Origin of the sequence: Kitasatospora sp. NPDC057595 (assembly GCF_042800875.1) — a bacterium.
Classification (GTDB): Bacteria; Actinomycetota; Actinomycetes; order Streptomycetales; family Streptomycetaceae; genus Kitasatospora.
On record NZ_JBHVGL010000019.1, the window covers coordinates 48,502 to 65,235 of the forward strand.

General features: G+C 72.0%; 16 protein-coding genes. All 16 read left to right on the forward strand.

What is annotated here, in order from left to right; genetic code table 11:
• The 16 genes from thrC to ACFU9E_RS26015 all read left to right on the forward strand — a co-directional run bounded on the left by thrC (position 1) and on the right by ACFU9E_RS26015 (position 16,724).
• Positions 1-1,098, forward strand: coding sequence for a threonine synthase (thrC, locus tag ACFU9E_RS25940; protein ID WP_380684807.1), 1,098 nt, complete (start codon positions 1-3; stop codon positions 1,096-1,098).
• Between the two features lie 357 nt (positions 1,099-1,455).
• Positions 1,456-2,391 carry a homoserine kinase gene (gene thrB / locus ACFU9E_RS25945; RefSeq protein WP_380684808.1) on the forward strand — a complete coding sequence of 312 codons (936 nt, stop codon included), beginning with the start codon at positions 1,456-1,458 and terminating at the stop codon, positions 2,389-2,391.
• A 579-nt stretch (positions 2,392-2,970) separates the two neighbouring features.
• On the forward strand, positions 2,971-5,058 hold the full coding sequence (rho, locus tag ACFU9E_RS25950) for a transcription termination factor Rho (protein ID WP_380684809.1): 2,088 nt from the start codon (positions 2,971-2,973) through the stop codon (positions 5,056-5,058).
• Between the two features lie 139 nt (positions 5,059-5,197).
• Entirely contained in the window at positions 5,198-6,301 is a 1,104-nt protein-coding gene (locus ACFU9E_RS25955) for an LCP family protein (protein WP_380681338.1), read from the forward strand.
• 159 nt (positions 6,302-6,460) lie between these two features.
• On the forward strand, positions 6,461-6,682 hold the full coding sequence (gene rpmE / locus ACFU9E_RS25960) for a 50S ribosomal protein L31 (protein WP_030057539.1): 222 nt from the start codon (positions 6,461-6,463) through the stop codon (positions 6,680-6,682).
• A gap of 137 nt (positions 6,683-6,819) precedes the next feature.
• Complete coding sequence (prfA, locus tag ACFU9E_RS25965) at positions 6,820-7,896, forward strand: peptide chain release factor 1 (protein ID WP_355371306.1); 1,077 nt, start codon at positions 6,820-6,822, stop codon at positions 7,894-7,896.
• Positions 7,897-7,954: 58 nt separating this feature from the next.
• A complete protein-coding gene (gene prmC / locus ACFU9E_RS25970; RefSeq protein WP_350553031.1) occupies positions 7,955-8,821 on the forward strand; it encodes a peptide chain release factor N(5)-glutamine methyltransferase in 867 nt (288 codons plus the stop codon).
• Between the two features lie 37 nt (positions 8,822-8,858).
• Positions 8,859-9,506, forward strand: a complete 648-nt coding sequence (locus tag ACFU9E_RS25975) for an L-threonylcarbamoyladenylate synthase (RefSeq protein ID WP_355371309.1) — start codon at positions 8,859-8,861, stop codon at positions 9,504-9,506.
• Between the two features lie 29 nt (positions 9,507-9,535).
• The gene (locus ACFU9E_RS25980; RefSeq protein ID WP_380681340.1) at positions 9,536-10,174 is read left to right on the forward strand and encodes a protein-tyrosine-phosphatase; all 639 of its coding nucleotides are present in this window, start codon (positions 9,536-9,538) and stop codon (positions 10,172-10,174) included.
• Between the two features lie 169 nt (positions 10,175-10,343).
• Complete coding sequence (gene glyA / locus ACFU9E_RS25985; RefSeq protein WP_380681335.1) at positions 10,344-11,618, forward strand: serine hydroxymethyltransferase; 1,275 nt, start codon at positions 10,344-10,346, stop codon at positions 11,616-11,618.
• 160 nt (positions 11,619-11,778) lie between these two features.
• Positions 11,779-13,131, forward strand: a complete 1,353-nt coding sequence (locus ACFU9E_RS25990; protein WP_380681333.1) for an MraY family glycosyltransferase — start codon at positions 11,779-11,781, stop codon at positions 13,129-13,131.
• Positions 13,132-13,494: 363 nt separating this feature from the next.
• The gene (locus tag ACFU9E_RS25995) at positions 13,495-13,884 is read left to right on the forward strand and encodes a hypothetical protein (RefSeq protein WP_380681331.1); all 390 of its coding nucleotides are present in this window, start codon (positions 13,495-13,497) and stop codon (positions 13,882-13,884) included.
• A gap of 285 nt (positions 13,885-14,169) precedes the next feature.
• Positions 14,170-14,982 carry a F0F1 ATP synthase subunit A gene (gene atpB / locus ACFU9E_RS26000; RefSeq protein ID WP_380681329.1) on the forward strand — a complete coding sequence of 271 codons (813 nt, stop codon included), beginning with the start codon at positions 14,170-14,172 and terminating at the stop codon, positions 14,980-14,982.
• 92 nt (positions 14,983-15,074) lie between these two features.
• Positions 15,075-15,317 (forward strand): ATP synthase F0 subunit C, encoded by a 243-nt coding sequence (atpE, locus tag ACFU9E_RS26005; RefSeq protein WP_030302757.1) that lies wholly within the window; start codon positions 15,075-15,077, stop codon positions 15,315-15,317.
• 34 nt (positions 15,318-15,351) lie between these two features.
• A complete protein-coding gene (locus ACFU9E_RS26010; RefSeq protein WP_376091430.1) occupies positions 15,352-15,912 on the forward strand; it encodes a F0F1 ATP synthase subunit B in 561 nt (186 codons plus the stop codon).
• Positions 15,909-16,724 carry a F0F1 ATP synthase subunit delta gene (locus ACFU9E_RS26015; RefSeq protein WP_380681327.1) on the forward strand — a complete coding sequence of 272 codons (816 nt, stop codon included), beginning with the start codon at positions 15,909-15,911 and terminating at the stop codon, positions 16,722-16,724. Before ACFU9E_RS26010 ends, ACFU9E_RS26015 begins: the two co-directional genes overlap by 4 nt.
• Positions 16,725-16,734 lie beyond the last annotated feature (10 nt).

Below are 16,734 nucleotides of genomic sequence, written 5' to 3' on the forward strand. Positions count from 1 at the left end.
ATGAGCAGCGTTGCCGAGAACGCCGCCCGTGGCACCCACACCCACCAGTGGCGTGGTCTGATCGAGGAGTACCGGGACCGCCTGCCGGTCAGCGCGGCCACCCCGGTGGTCACCCTGCTGGAGGGCGGCACCCCGCTGGTCCCCGCCCAGGTGCTCTCCGAGCGCACCGGCTGCGAGGTCTACCTCAAGGTCGAGGGCGCCAACCCGACCGGGTCCTTCAAGGACCGCGGCATGACGATGGCCATCTCCAAGGCGAAGGAGGACGGCGCCCAGGCCGTCATCTGCGCCTCCACCGGCAACACCTCGGCCTCCGCCGCCGCGTACGCGGTGCGGGCGCGGATGGTGTCGGCGGTGCTCGTCCCGCAGGGCAAGATCGCCCTGGGCAAGATGGGCCAGGCGCTGGTGCACGGCGCGAAGATCCTCCAGGTGGACGGGAACTTCGACGACTGCCTCACCCTTGCGCGTGAACTGTCCGAGAAGTACCCGGTGGCGCTGGTCAACTCGGTGAACCCGGTCCGGATCGAGGGCCAGAAGACCGCCGCCTTCGAGATCGTCGACATGCTCGGCGACGCTCCGGACATCCACGTGCTGCCGGTCGGCAACGCGGGCAACATCACCGCCTACTGGAAGGGCTACCGCGAGTATGCGGCGGACGGCCTGGCCACCCGCACCCCGCGGATGTGGGGCTTCCAGGCCTCCGGCTCGGCCCCGATCGTCGACGGCGCCCCGGTGCTGCAGCCGCAGACCATCGCCACCGCGATCCGGATCGGCAACCCGGCCTCCTGGGACTACGCGCTCGCCGCGCGGGACGAGTCGGGCGGTCTTATCGACAAGGTGACCGACCGTCAGATCCTCTCCGCGTACCGGCTGTTGGCCTCCCAGGAGGGCGTCTTCGTGGAGCCCGCCTCGGCCGCCTCGGTGGCCGGACTGCTGGCCAAGGCGGAGGCCGGCCTGGTCGACCCGGGCCAGCGGATCGTCTGCACGGTGACCGGCAACGGCCTCAAGGACCCGGACTGGGCGGTGGCCGGCGCGCCGCAGCCGCAGATCGTCCCGGTCGACCCCGAGGCCGCCGCCCGGCGCCTGGGCCTGCTCGACTAGCCCCCCACCGCCACGGGGGCCAGGCCCCCACCCGGGCCGACCCTTTCGGGGGTCGGCCCGGTTTGCGTTCTCGACTGACACTTTTGTGTCAATTTACCGGCGCATTCCGATCCGATTCCCGCATGCATTCCGGCCAGAACCGGCAACACACCAGATCGAAGGCCCACGGGGTGTACCGCTGTGGAACCTCTCTTCGATACTCTGGGTCCGGCCGTGTGGCACATGCCCCGGGTCCGGCCCCTTCGCGGGCCGCACCACCGACTGTGACCGTTCGCCCCGGCCGGGGCCCGAGGCCCGCTCCCCACCCTCGCACCGACGCGCTTCGCGCCGCCCGATTTCCCCAGGAGAGTCCACCGCATGGCCGGTCCTGCGTTCCGTGCCGCCGCCGTCCGGGTCCGGGTTCCCGCGACCAGCGCCAACCTCGGTCCGGGTTTCGACGCCTTCGGACTCGCGCTGGGTCTGTACGACGACGTGGTCGTCCGGGTCGCCGACTCCGGGCTCTCCGTCGACATCGCCGGCGAGGGCGCCGACACGCTCCCGCGCGACGAGCGCCACCTGCTGGTCCGCTCGATGCGCGCCGCCTTCGACCGCCTCGGCGGCCAGCCGCGCGGCCTCGAAGTGGTCTGTGCCAACCGGATACCGCACGGCCGCGGCCTGGGCTCCTCGTCCGCCGCCATCTGCGCCGGCATCGTCGCTGCCCGCGCCGTCACCATCGGCGGCCCGTCCGCCCTGGACGACGACGCCCTGCTGGCCCTCGCCTCCGAGCTGGAGGGCCACCCGGACAACGTGGCGGCCTGTCTGCGCGGCAACTTCACCGTGGCGTGGACCGAGGAGGACACCGCCAGGGCGATCGCCCTGGAGCCGTCCGCCGAGGTCGTCCCGGTGGTGTTCGTACCGGGCACCGAGGTGCTCACCGAGACCGCCCGCGGCCTGCTGCCGAAGACCGTCCCGCTGGCCGACGCCGCCGCCAACGCCGGCCGGTCCGCGCTGCTGGTCGAGGCGCTGACCCGGCGGCCGGACCTGCTGCTGACCGCCACCGAGGACCGGATCCACCAGGACTACCGGGCCTCCGCGATGCCGGACAGCGCCGCGCTGGTGGCCGCGCTGCGCGCCGAGGGCGTGCCCGCGGTGATCTCCGGCGCCGGCCCGACCGTGCTCGCGCTCACCGACGAGGCGGGCGTGCAGAAGGTCCTGGACTTCGCCGACGGCCACGGCGCCGACGGCCCGGCGTTCGCCGCGCACCGGCTCGAACTCGACCGGACCGGCGCCGCGGTGCTCCCGCTCGACGTCTGAGCACGCCGTCCGGGCCGGGCCGTCCGGACACGATTGGCAAGCGCAAGGCTGGGGAATGTCTGAGGGGGTCGGTAGTGTTAACCTCATTGCTGCACCAGGTGCCCTCCGGGGCTCGGTGCGCCGCGTCCCGATCCCAGCACTCCGCACCAGCGGAGTCCCGGCGATGCACGGGGCGACGATTCTCCGGGAGCCCACCGCAGCGCGTACGCAGCCTGCCTGCGCGACTTGCGGCCGCATCCCGAAGCCGTGACGGCACCTGACTCCCACCCGCGGCCTCCCACCCGAGGCCAGGACGGGCGGAGCGCGGGCCACCGTCACGCGACGGGGGCCCGGGATTCGCAGGCAGCGTGGGGGCACCTCCCGGCCGGCGGCCGGGGGAGGGTCGACACTCGACCGTCCCACCACGCCACTCAGCACCACCGTGCTTCAAGCACCGCACCTCGCAGCTCTCTCCCGAACGGCACCCAGCGCCATTCGGGGGATCACCGCCTCGGACCGACGCAGTCGAGCGTTGGTCAGGACAGCACAACCGGTCGCCGAGCCAGACAGGCCGACGTCCGCTCCAGGGAAGGACCCTTAGTGAGCGACACCACCGATCTGATGGGCGCGCGCCCGGACGCCGAGGCGTCGGACGCCGCCGCCGCCCCCGCGGCCCCGGCGCGGCGCCGTCGTACCGCCGCCGCGGGCCTGGACGGCATGGTCCTGGCCGAGCTGCAGAAGCTCGCCGCGGACCTGGGCATCACCGGTACCGGGCGCATGCGCAAGAGCCAGCTGATCGAAACCATCAAGGAGAAGAGCGGCGGCGACCCGCTGCTCGCCGGCGCCACCGCCGCTCCGGCCGCCAAGCGCGCCGCCAAGACCGAGACCGCCGAGCCGGCCGAGAAGCCGGCCCGCCGCACCAGCAAGGCCGCCGCCGCCCGGGCCGAGGCCTCCGCCGCCGAGGCGCAGGCCCAGATCGAGATCCCGGTCCAGGCCGCCGCCGAGACCGCCGCGCCGGCCCGCACCGAGCGCACCCGCCGCCGGGCCACCTCGGCCGCCGGCGCCCCGGCCGCCGAGACCGCCGCCGAGGCGCCCGCCGCCGTGGTGACCGAGGCCAAGCCGGCCGAGACCCGCACCGAGGGCGCCCGCGCCTTCGAGGGCCGCGAGGAGGGTCGCGAGACCCGCCGCGACCGCCGGGAGCGCCGCGACCGCCGCGAGGGCGGCGAGCGCGAGGGCCGGCAGGAGACCGCCACCGAGGCCCAGGCCGGCCAGGACGGCGAGGGGCGCGAGTCGCGTCGCGACCGCCGCAACCGCCGTGACCGCGCCGAGCGCCAGACCCAGCAGCAGGGCGCGCAGGGCGAGGGCCAGCAGGGCCAGGGCCGCCAGGGCGGCCAGCAGGCCCAGCAGCCGCAGGCTCAGCAGCAGGCCGGCTTCGACGACGACGAGTACGGCGACGGCCGTCGCGGCCGGCGTGGCCGCTACCGCGACCGCCGGGGCCGCGGCCGCCGCGAGGGCTTCGAGACCACCGGCACCGAGCCGCAGATCGGCGAGGACGACGTCCTGATCCCGGTCGCGGGCATCCTCGACATCCTCGACAACTACGCGTTCGTGCGCACCTCCGGCTACCTGCCGGGCCAGAACGACGTCTACGTCTCGCTCGCCCAGGTCCGCAAGAACGGCCTGCGCAAGGGCGACGCCATCACCGGTGCGGTGCGCCAGCCGCGCGAGGGCGAGCGCCGCGAGAAGTTCAACGCCATGGTGCGGCTGGACTCCGTCAACGGCATGGACCCGGAGAGCGGCCGCGGCCGCCCCGAGTTCAACAAGCTGACCCCGCTGTACCCGCAGGAGCGACTGCGCCTGGAGACCGACCCGGGCGTGCTGACCACCCGGATCATCGACCTGGTGTCGCCGATCGGCAAGGGCCAGCGCGGTCTGATCGTCGCGCCGCCGAAGACCGGCAAGACGATGGTGCTGCAGGCGGTCGCCAACGCGATCACCCACAACAACCCCGAGTGCCACCTGATGGTCGTCCTGGTCGACGAGCGTCCGGAAGAGGTCACCGACATGCAGCGGTCGGTGAAGGGCGAGGTCATCTCCTCGACCTTCGACCGCCCGGCGGAGGACCACACCACCGTCGCCGAGCTGGCCATCGAGCGCGCCAAGCGCCTGGTGGAGCTGGGCCACGACGTGGTGATCCTGCTGGACTCGATCACCCGTCTGGGCCGTGCCTACAACCTGGCGGCGCCGGCCTCCGGCCGCATCCTGTCCGGTGGTGTCGACTCGACCGCGCTCTACCCGCCGAAGAAGTTCTTCGGTGCCGCGCGCAACATCGAGAACGGCGGCTCGCTGACCATCCTGGCCACCGCGCTGGTCGAGACCGGCTCGCGGATGGACGAGGTGATCTTCGAGGAGTTCAAGGGCACCGGCAACATGGAGCTCAAGCTCGACCGGAAGCTCTCGGACAAGCGCATCTTCCCGGCCGTGGACGTGGACGCCTCCAGCACCCGCAAGGAGGAGATCCTGCTCGGCGGCGAGGAGCTCGCCATCGTCTGGAAGCTGCGCCGGGTGCTGCACGCGCTCGACTCGCAGCAGGCGATCGAGCTGCTGCTGGACAAGATGAAGCAGACCAAGAGCAACGCCGAGTTCCTGATGCAGATCGCCAAGACGACCCCCGGGTCGGGCGACTGACGCGGCAGGACGCGTCGAAGCACCCGGGCCCCGGACCGCGCGAGCGGTCCGGGGCCCGCTGCCGTTCCGGTCCGGTTTGTTCCAGACTCGCGACATCTTGAGCCGTTTTTGGCATCTTGTCCGATTTACTCTGGGCCGTATGGCCGAACACAAGAGGGTCCCGAGCCGCCGTCGCAAGCTGCTGCGCGCGGTCGCGTGCGCCGTCGCCGCGCTCACCGTCCTCGGCGCCGGGGCCGCCGGGTACGCGTACCTGCGGCTGGACGGCAACCTCAAGAGCGTCGACATCGACGCGCGGCTCGGCACCGCCCGCCCGGCGGCCGCCGTCGACGGTTCCTTCAACGTGCTGGTGCTCGGCTCCGACTCGCGCTCCGGCAACAACGCCGGCCTCGCCGGCGGCGACACCGGCGGCACCGCCCGCTCGGACACCGCGATGGTGCTGCACGTCAACCAGGACCACTCCCGCGCCGACGTGGTGTCCATCCCGCGCGACACGCTCGTCCCGCGCCCCGAGTGCACCGACGGCAAGGGCAAGGCGGTGCCGGCCGCCAAGCGCGCGATGTTCAACAGCGCCTACGAGAGCGGCGGCGCGGCCTGCGCGGTGAAGACCGTGGAACAGCTCAGCGGGCTGCGGATGGACCACTACGTCGAGGTGGACTTCGACGGCTTCGCCCGGCTGGTGGACGCGATAGGCGGGGCCACCGTGACCACCACGGTGGCCATCCACGACAAGGACAGCGGCCTGGACCTGCCGGCCGGCGAGCACCACCTGGACGGCCGGCAGGCGCTCGCCTTCGTCCGCACCCGGCACGGCGTGGGCGACGGCAGCGACCTCGGCCGGATCGAACTGCAGAAGCAGATGGTCCGCTCGCTGCTCCAGCAGGCCGGCGGGATCGGACTGCTGACCAACCCGGTCAAGCTCTGGTCCGTCGGCGACACCCTGACCCGCTCGATCACCACCGACTCCGCGCTCGCCTCGGTCAACTCGCTGGTCGCCCTGGCCCAGGAGCTCAAGGGGATCGGCCCGGACCAGCTCTCCATGGTCACCCTGCCGGTGGAGCCCGCCCCGACCGACCGGGACCGGGTGGTCCAGCAGCAGCCGCAGGCGGACCAGCTCTGGGCGGCCCTCAAGGCCGATGCGCCGGTGCCGCGGGCGGTGGTCGCCGGCCAGCCGCAGAACCCCGCCCAGGCCACCCCCACCGCGCCCGCCACGGCCCCGGCGAAGGCGCCCGCCAAGCGCCCCTGAACGCGCCCGCCGGGCGCCTCCGGGCGGCCCGGAATATCCCGCGGCGCCCCCCGGTTTGGGAAGAAGCGGCCGGTCCTGGCAGACTGGACCGTCGGTCCCGGTTCACGTGCGGCATTCCAGCCGCCGACCCGGTGCCCTCCCGAACACTAGGAGAACCCCTTGAAGCCCAACGTTCACCCCGAGTACGTGGTCACCCGCGTGACCTGCACCTGCGGTGCCGAGTTCACCACCCGCTCGACCGAGACCAGTGGCGAGATCCGCGCCGAGGTCTGCTCGCAGTGCCACCCGTTCTACACCGGCAAGCAGAAGATCCTCGACACCGGTGGCCGCGTGGCCCGCTTCGAGGCCCGCTTCGGCAAGCAGCACAGCGCGAAGGCCTAGCGCTCCCTCGGCGCCGGTCTCCCGGTGCCCCCGAACTCGTTTCCGGGGGCGCTGGGGACCGGCGCCGTTCGCGTCCCCCCGCACCTCCGCGCACCCACCCCCCCTTGCACGACGATCCCCGGGAAGAAGGCCACCCCATGTTCGAGGCAGTCGAAGAGCTCCTCGTCGAGCACGCCGACCTCGAAGCGAGGCTGGCCGACCCGTCCGTCCACGCCGACCAGGCCAACGCCCGCAAGCTGGCCAAGCGGTACGCCGAGCTGACCCCCATCACCCGGGTCTACCGGCAGTGGCGGCAGGCCGGTGACGACATCGAGGCCGCCCGCGAACTCGCCGCCGAGGACCCGGAGTTCCTCTCCGAGGTGAAGGACGGCGAGGCCCGCCGCGAGGAGCTGACCGAGGAGCTGCGGCTGCTGCTCGTCCCGCGCGACCCGAGCGACGACAAGGACGTCATCCTGGAGATCAAGGCGGGCGAGGGCGGCGAGGAGTCCGCGCTGTTCGCCGGCGACCTGCTCCGGATGTACCTGCGCTTCGCCGAGCGGATCGGCTGGAAGACCGAGATCATCGACTCCAACGAGTCCGACCTCGGCGGGTACAAGGACGTCTCGGTCGCCGTGAAGACCAAGGGCAACGCGGAGCCCGGCCAGGGCGTCTGGGCCCGGCTCAAGTACGAGGGCGGCGTGCACCGCGTGCAGCGCGTGCCCGCCACCGAGTCGCAGGGCCGCATCCACACCTCCGCGGCGGGCGTGCTGGTCACCCCCGAGGCCGAGGAGGTCGAGGTCGAGATCCTCGCCAACGACCTGCGGATCGACGTGTACCGCTCCTCCGGCCCCGGCGGCCAGTCGGTCAACACCACCGACTCCGCGGTCCGGATCACCCACCTGCCGACCGGTATCGTGGCGTCCTGCCAGAACGAGAAGAGCCAGCTGCAGAACAAGGAGCAGGCGATGCGCATCCTGCGTTCGCGGCTGCTGGCCGCCGCGCAGGAGGAGGCCGAGCGGGAGGCCTCGGACGCGCGCCGCAGCCAGGTCCGCACGGTGGACCGCTCCGAGCGGATCCGGACGTACAACTACCCGGAGAACCGCATCTCGGACCACCGTACGGGCTTCAAGTCCTACAACCTGGACCAGGTGCTGGACGGCGAACTGAACCCCGTCATCCAGTCCTGCGTCGACGCGGACGCCGCGGCCAAGCTCGCCGCGGCCCAACAGAACTGACACCGGCGGCAGCGAGCCCGACGTCGAGGCCGGAGAGCGGAAGCAAGAGGTCGTACGGATGAACCTGCTACTCGCGGAGGTGGCCCAGGCCACCCAGCGGTTGGCCGCGGCCGGCGTGCCGTCGCCGCGCTTCGACGCGGAGGAGCTCGCCGCCCACGTCCACAACGTCAAGCGCAGCCAGCTGCACACGGTCCAGGACGGCGACTTCGACGCCCGGTACTGGGAGGCCGTCGCCCGTCGCGAGGCCCGTGAGCCGCTCCAGCACATCACCGGCCGGGCCTTCTTCCGCTACCTCGAACTGGCGGTCGGGCCGGGCGTGTTCGTGCCCCGCCCGGAGACCGAGACGGTCGTCGAGTGGGCCATAGACGCGGTCCGAGAGATGGACGTCGCCGAGCCGTTGGTGGTCGACCTGTGCTCCGGCTCCGGCGCCATCGCGCTCGCCCTCGCCCAGGAGCTGCCGCGCTCCACCGTGCACGCCTTCGAGCTCGACGAGGGCGCGCTGCCGTACACCCGGCGCAACATCGAGGCCTCGCCCGACCGCGCCCGGGTCACCCTGCACGAGGGCGACGCCACCCGGGCCTTCGAGGACGACCGCGCCTGGGACGGCCGCTTCGACCTGGTCATCTCCAACCCGCCGTACATCCCGCTCACCGAGTGGGAGTACGTCGCCCCGGAGGCCCGCGACCACGACCCGCAGATGTCGCTGTTCTCCGGCGAGGACGGCCTCGACACCATCCGCGGCATCGAGCGGGTCGCCGCCCGGCTGCTGCGTCCGGGCGGTGCCGTGGTGATCGAGCACGCCGACACCCAGGGCGGACAGGTCCCGTGGATCTTCAACGAGGAGGGCGGCTGGACCGACGCCGCCGACCACCGGGACCTCAACAACCGCCCCCGCTTCACCACGGCGCGCAAGGCGTCGCTGTGAACCACGCCATGAGCCCGTTCGGAAGGGGACCGCACCGATGAGCCGCCGCTACGACTGTGCCGACACCGGGGACCGCGCCACCGGCCTGCGCGAGGCCGCCTCGGCCATCCGCCGCGGCGAACTCGTCGTGCTGCCCACCGACACCCTGTACGGGGTCGGCGCGGACGCCTTCTCCCCGGAGGCCGTGGGCGCCCTGCTCGCCGCCAAGGGCCGCGGCCGCAACATGCCCTCGCCGGTCCTGGTCGGCTCGCCGACCACCCTGCACGGCCTGGTCACCGACTTCTCCGAGCAGGCCTGGGAGCTCGTCGACGCCTTCTGGCCCGGCGGCCTCACCCTGGTCGCCCGGCACCAGCCCTCGCTGCGCTGGGACCTCGGCGACACCCGGGGCACCGTCGCCGTCCGGATGCCGCTGCACCCGGTCGCCATCGAGCTGCTGAACGCCACCGGACCGATGGCCGTCTCCAGCGCCAACCGGACCGGCGGCCCGTCCCCGGCCACCTGCGACGAGGCCCAGCAGCAGCTCGGCGACGCCATCTCGGTCTACCTGGACGGCGGCACCGCCGACCACGCCCAGGCCTCGTCGATCGTGGACGTCACCGGCAAGGTGCCCGTGCTGCTGCGGGCCGGCGCGATCTCCGTCGAGCAGCTGAGGGAGGTCGTCCCCGACCTGGAGGCCGGCAGTTGACGGCCGCCTCCCTCCATGCCGGGCCCGGCATATCGCCGTACCTGAGCGTGGGCCCCAGGCCGCTGAACCACTTCCGGATCCTCTACGTCTGCACCGGCAACATCTGCCGCTCGCCGATCGCCGAGCGGCTCACCCGGCGTGAGCTGGACACCCGGCTCAATCCCCGGGTGGCCGGGCGGATCCTGGTCGAGTCGGCCGGCACCTGGGGCCACGTGGGCGCGCCGATGGAGGAGCACGCCGCGACGGTGCTGGACGAGTACGGCGCCGACAGCGGCGGCTTCACCGGCCGCGAACTGCTGGACGAGCACGTGGTGGAGGCCGACCTGGTGCTCACCGCGACCCTGGACCACCGGGCCCAGGTCATCTCGATGGGCCACGAGGCGGGGCTGCGCACCTTCACGCTGAAGGAGTTCACCCGGCTGGTCCGCACCATCGACCCCGGCACCCTGCCGGACCCCCGGCGCGGCGCGGACGTCACCGAACGCGCCCGCGCGCTGGTCCGCGCCGCCGCCGCGCTGCGCGGCTGGCTGCTGGCCGCCGACCCCGAGGCGGACGAGCTGCACGACCCCTACGGCGCGCCGATCGGGATGTTCCGCAACTGCGGCGAGGAGATATTCCACGCCGTCGACCCGGTGGTCACCGCACTGACCGGCATCCGCGCGCTCTGAATATTGGCCCGCCCGGGCGCTCCCGGCCCGGTCCCGACGGTCGTCGCTCCGACACCGTTCGCGGCTCCCTTCGTACGCCCGGGCGTACCCCGGCACGCGCCGCCGTGCCGGGGCGCGGGGGCGGTCCTACGCTGGAGAAATCCGACCCGACGCGCCCGGGAGCCCCGCCATGACCGTCACCGATGCCGCGACCGGACCCGTCGACACCGCCGAGGCGCGCTCAACGGCCCTGTACCGGGCCGATCCCCAGCTGGCCGACCTGCTGGCCGCCGAGGCCGAGCGGAGGGCCGAGACGGTCCAGCTGCTGGCCGGGGAGAACCTCACGAGCGCGGCCGTCCTGGCGGCCCTCACCGGCCCGCTGATCGACAAGTACGCCGAGGGCTACCCCGGCCGTCGCCACCACACCGGCTGCGCGCTCGCCGACGCCGCCGAGCTGCTGGCGATCGACCGGGCCCGGGAGCTGTTCGCCGCCCCGCACGCCAACGTGCAGCCGCGCTCCGGCACCTCGGCGATGCTGGCCGCCTACGCCGCGCTGCTGCGGCCCGGCGACGCGGTGCTCGCGATGTCGCTGGAGCACGGCGGCCACCTCAGCTGCGGCTCGCGGGCCAACTTCTCCGGCCGCTGGTTCGAGTTCGTCGGCTACGGGGTGCGCCGCGACGACGGGCTGATCGACCTCGACCAGGTGCGCGAGCTGGCCCTGCGCCACCGCCCGAAGGCGATCGTGGCCGGTTCCATCTCCTACCCGCGGCACCCCGACTGGGCCGCCTTCCGGGAGATCGCCGACGAGACGGACGCCTATCTGGTGGCCGCCGCCGCGCAGACCACCGGACTGATCGCGGCCGGTCTGGCGCCGTCCCCGGTGCCGTACGCGGACGTCACGGTGGCGGCCACCCACAAGCTGCTCCGCGGCCCGCGCGGGGGCCTGCTGCTGTCCACCGCGGAGCTGGCGGAGCGGATCGACCGGGCGGTCTTCCCGTTCAGCCAGGGCGGCGCCGCGATGAACGAGGTGGCCGGCAAGGCCGTCGCGCTGGCCGAGGCCGCGACGCCCGCCTACCGGGCGTACGCGCAGCGGACGGTGACCGGCGCGCGGGTGCTGGCCGAAGGGCTCGCGCAGGCCGGTGCGGGCCCGCTGACCGGCGGGACCGACACCCACCTGGTGACCGCCGACGTCGGCGCGCTCGGGGTCAGCGGCGCCGAGGCGGAGCGCCGCTGCGCCGCCGCCGGCCTGCTGCTCGGCAAGTGCGCGCTGCCGTACGACGAGGCGCCGCCGTCCGAGGCCTCCGGGATCCGGCTCGGCACCGGCACGGTGACCTCGCAGGGCATGGGGGAGGCGGAGCTGGAGGAGATCGCCGGGCTGATCGGACGGCTGCTCGTCGCGGGCACGGACGTCCGGGTGGCGCAGCGGGTCCGGGAGCTGGCGCGGGCGTTCGCCGGGCGCCGTTGAACGGTCATCCGAATCTCCTGCCCGGCGGGGCGAACCGCGATGCGCGCCCCCGGCGTCGGAGTCAATAAGGTGTGTGCCGTGGCGACGCACCTCGAACCCCGGACAGGCACGGGAGTACCTTCGGTACCCACCCGTCGGACAGCGCTGCAGGAGGTCAGTGGTGCGTGAGTATCTGCTGGTGCTGTTCTGCACCGCGGCCGTCACCTACCTGCTGACCGGGCCGGTCCGGAAGTTCGCCATCGCGGCGGGGGCGATGCCCCCGGTCCGCGCCCGCGACGTGCACCGTGAGCCCACACCGCGGCTCGGCGGCATCGCCATGTTCGGCGGCCTCTGCGCGGGCATCCTGGTCGCCTCCCAGCTGGACAACCTGAGCAAGGTGTTCTCCCAGGGCACCGACATCCGGGCGCTGCTCTCCGGGGCCGGCATCATGTGGCTGCTCGGTGTGCTGGACGACAAGTGGGGCGTGGACGCCCTGGTGAAGCTCGGCGGCCAGATGATCGCCGCCGGTGTGATGGTCTGGCAGGGCGTCACGGTGATCACCCTGCCGGTGCCGGGTGTCGGACCGGTCGCGGTCAGCCCCACCCAGGGCATGGTCATCTCGGTGGTCATGGTCGTGGTGATGGTCAACGCGGTGAACTTCATCGACGGCCTGGACGGTCTGGCCGGCGGCATGGTCTGCATCGCCGCGATGGCCTTCTTCCTGTACTCCTACCGGCTCTGGTACGGCTACACGATCACCGACGCCGCCCCCGCCGTGCTGTTCAGCGTGCTGCTGATCGGCATGTGCCTGGGCTTCCTGGCGCACAACATGCACCCGGCCCGGATCTTCATGGGCGACTCCGGGTCGATGATGCTCGGCCTGATGCTGGCCGTCGCCGCGATCTCCATCACCGGCCGGGTCGACCCCGACCTCATCACCAGCGAGCTGGGCTCGCAGACCGCCACCGTGCACGCCCTGGTGCCGATCTACATCCCGCTGCTGCTGCCGCTGACGGTCATCGCGCTGCCGCTGGCGGACCTGCTGCTCGCGGTGGTCCGCCGCACCTGGGCGGGGCAGTCCCCGTTCGCCGCCGACAAGCGCCACCTGCACCACCGACTGCTCCAGGTCGGCCACTCGCACAGCCGGGCCGTACTGATCATGTACTTCTGGGCCGCGCTGATCGCCTTCGGGACCGTCGCCTTCTCGGTCACCAACACCGGCCGCACCGTCGTCCTCACGCTGGCCGGGCTCTGCCTGGTCGGCCTGGTGGTGCTGCTCACCCCGCAGTTCCGGCCGCGGGCCCCGCGCGCCGTGCAGGCCTTCGTGCCGCCGCGCTACCGCCGCCGCCGTCCCCAGCTCCGGAGCGCCGCACCGGTCACGCAGGGTGAGGAACTGACCGCCGAATCGGCCGGGAGTGCGGCCTCCGAACCGATGGCCGAGCTGTCGGCCGAGGACAAGCGGCTGCTCGGCGGGGTCGCGAAGGGATCGTCGGCGATCACCGGCCGCGGCCACGGCAACGGCCGGGGCCGCTAGCGGAGGTGATGATCCGTCAATCCGCTTCACTCGTTCGGCGGTACTGCTGTGCTGCCGGTGTGACAGGTACCACACATTCATGGTAAAGCTCTCATCAAATAGTTTGTGATACCGTTCACGAGTACCGAGAACACGCCGAAAGACCTGACAGGTGGATGACTTCCGTCCCTGGCAGGTCTCCCTCGACGGGCTCGCCGTCGAGCGGCCGGCCCGCGGCGGTCCCGGTCCGGTGTCACCCACCGCGTTTCTCTGCCCGTCCCCCCGCCACATCGACATGCCGCCGGAGTTGCCGACATGCCGTCCAACGACGCCCGGATCCTCCGGGGCGCCGCGATCCCCACTGCGGTCGCCGGAGTCATTGCGATGGCCATCTCCTTTGCCGTCGCCGGCGGCAAGGGCCTGCTCGGAGCACTCTTCGGCGCTCTGCTCGTGATGGCCTTCTTCACCTTCGGCCAGGTCGCCCTCGACCGGCTGACCAGGTCGAACCCGCAGATCATGATGGCCGCCGCGCTGCTGGTGTACACCACGCAGATCCTGCTGGTCGGCATCGTGCTGGCGGTGTTCAAGGACACCGAGCTCTTCAACCGGCAGGCCTTCGCCTTCACGCTGCTGGGCTGCGCGCTGATCTGGACCGGGTTCCAGGTGCGCGGCGCGCTGAAGGCCAAGACCTTCTACGTCGACCCCGAGGCCTCCGACCGCGATTCCTCCGAAACGAAGGCCGGGAAGCCGTCCGACAAGGGGCGTCAACAGTGACGGCGGCCCACTGTCCCCCCAACGAGGGGGGCGGTGTTTATGCCGCGCTGACGGGCTGCTATCGTCCGTCGCAGCAACGGAGTACGGGAAGAGGCCTGGTCTGTCCGCACGGCGGACCGATCGCCCCCCGGATCCGCGCAGTCTTCGATGATCCCGCTTCGGTGCAGCGCACTGCCGCGCGGGGTCGGCGAGAAATCCATCAAGTTCCAGTGCCGCTCCGTGGTCGCAGGCCACGCCGACACACCGAGGTTGCCGTAACCATGCGTCACGACGAAGGAGTCCGTGGTGAGTGCTGAACTCACGTCCCTCGCCTCAGGCAGTTGCCACTTCGGGGACGCTGGCTGCGGCTTCCCGGCCCCTGGCCTGAACGAGTTCCAGTTCGAGCCGATTTTCTCCATCGGTAGCTTCGACTTCAACAAGCCGATGCTGCTCTCGATCATCGTTGCCGCGCTGGTCGTCGTGTTCTTCTGGGCGGCCTTCGCGAAGCCGAAGCTGGTCCCGGGGAAGCTGCAGCTGGTCGGTGAGATCGGCTACGACTTCGTCAAGCGTTCGATCGTGCTGGAGACCATCGGCAAAAAGGGCGAGAAGTACGTCCCGATGCTGGTCTCGATGTTCTTCTTCGTGTGGCTGCTGAACATCATGTCGGTCATCCCGTTCGCCCAGTTCCCGGTGACGGCGGCGATCGCGTTCCCGGCCGGTCTGGCCGCGGTCGTGTGGATCACCTACATGACGCTGACCTTCAAGAAGCACGGCTTCGTCGGCGGTCTCAAGAACCTCTGCTGGCCCTCGGGCATCCCCGGCTGGGTCATGTTCATCCTGGTGCCGATCGAGTTCTTCTCGAACATCTTCGTGCGCCCCTTCACGCTCGCGGTCCGAGCCTTCGCGAACATGTTCGCCGGCCACCTGCTGATCGTGATGTTCTCCATCGCCTCCTGGTACCTGCTCAGCCCGACCCTGGGCGCGCTGTACGGCTCGGCCTCGTTCATCGTCGCCGTCGGCCTGACCGCCTTCGAGCTGCTGGTCCAGTTCCTGCAGGCCTACATCTTCGTGATGCTGGCCAGCAGCTACATCGCCGGTGCCCTGGAAGAGGCGCACTGAGCCAGGGGCCGCCGCGGCCCTCTTGAACCACCCCCGGAACGCCCGGTGGCCAATCACCACCGGATCACCATCCCCGCAAAGGACACATTGCAATGAGCATGCTCGCTGAGGTCGGCGTCTACGGTTCCGTCGCTTCCATCGGCTACGGCCTCGCCGCGATCGGCCCCGGCATCGGTGTCGGTCTCATCTTCGGTAACGGTGTCCAGGCCATGGCCCGCCAGCCCGAGGCCGCCGGCCTGATCCGTTCCAACATGTTCATCGGCTTCGCGCTGACCGAGGCGCTCGCCCTCATCGGCATCGTCATGCCGTTCGTCTTCGGCCAGGGCCCCAAGTAATTCCCGCCGTAGACCCTTCGAGGAAGGTCCAGATATGAGCATCGCGGCTCACCTCGCGGAGGAGGGGGAGATCATGAACCCCCTTCTGCCCGCATGGCCCGAGATCATCATCGGCCTGCTCTGCTTCTTCATCGTCTTCGGGATCCTCGGCAAGAAGCTCCTCCCCAGCATCGAGAAGGTGCTGTCGGAGCGCCGGGACGCGATCGAGGGCGGCATGGAGCGCGCCGAGGCCGCTCAGGCCGAGGCTCAGGCCACGCTTGAGCAGTACCGTGCCGAGCTCGCCGAGGCGCGTCACGAGGCTGCTCGCATCATCGAGCAGGCTCGCGAGCAGGGCGCCGCCCAGCTCGCCGAGATGCGCGAGGAGGGCCAGCGCCAGCGCGAGGCCATCGTCGCCGCCGGCCACGCCCAGATCGAGGCCGACAAGAAGCAGGCCACCGCGGCCCTGCGCCAGGACGTGGGCTCGCTCGCGACCCAGCTGGCGTCCCGCATCGTGGGTGAGTCCCTTGAGGACCACGCGCGGCAGAGCGGCGTCGTCGACCGCTTCCTGGACGAGCTGGAGGCCAAGGCCGCCGTTGCTCAGGGTGCGGCCAAGTGATCGGCGCCAGCCGCGAGGCCCTCGCCGCCGGGCGGCAGAACCTGGAGAGCCTGACCGACTCCACCTCGGTGGACGCGGCCGGGCTGGCCGAGGAGCTCACCGCCGTCACGGCCCTGCTGGACCGTGAGGTGTCGCTGCGCCGCGTTCTGACCGACCCGTCCCGGTCGGGCCAGGACAAGGCCCAGCTGGTCTCCTCGCTGCTGACCGGCCAGGTCTCCGGCGAGACGGCCGACCTGGTCGCCGGCCTGGTGCGGTCCCGCTGGTCGGGCGCCCGCGACCTGGTCGACTCCACGGAGCAGCTGGCCGCGTACGCCGAGGTCATCGCCGCCGACAAGGCCGGTGCCCTGGACGACGTCGAGGACGAGCTCTTCCGGTTCGGCCGGGTGGTGAGCGGCTCGCACGAGCTGCGCGCCGCGCTGACCGAGCCCAAGGCCGGTGCCGTCGCCAAGGCGGCCCTGATCAAGAAGCTGCTCGGCGGCCGCGCTCACGCGGGCACCGTGCGGCTGGTCACCACCCTGGTCAACAACCCGCGTGGCCGTAGCCTGGAGCAGGGGCTGGAGTCCTACTCCAAGCTCGCCGCCTCCCGGCGCGACCGTGTGGTGGCCCAGGTCACCACGGCGGTTCCGCTGTCGGACAGCCAGAAGGAGCGCCTGTCGGGTGCTCTCGGCCGGCTGTACGGCCGCCAGGTCCACCTGAACATCGACATCGACCCCGAGGTCGTCGGCGGTGTCCGGGTGCAGATCGGTGACGAGATCATCGAGGGCACGGTGTCGAGCCGCCTGGAAGGCGCTCGCCAGTCCCTCGAAGGCTGAGCACCCAAGC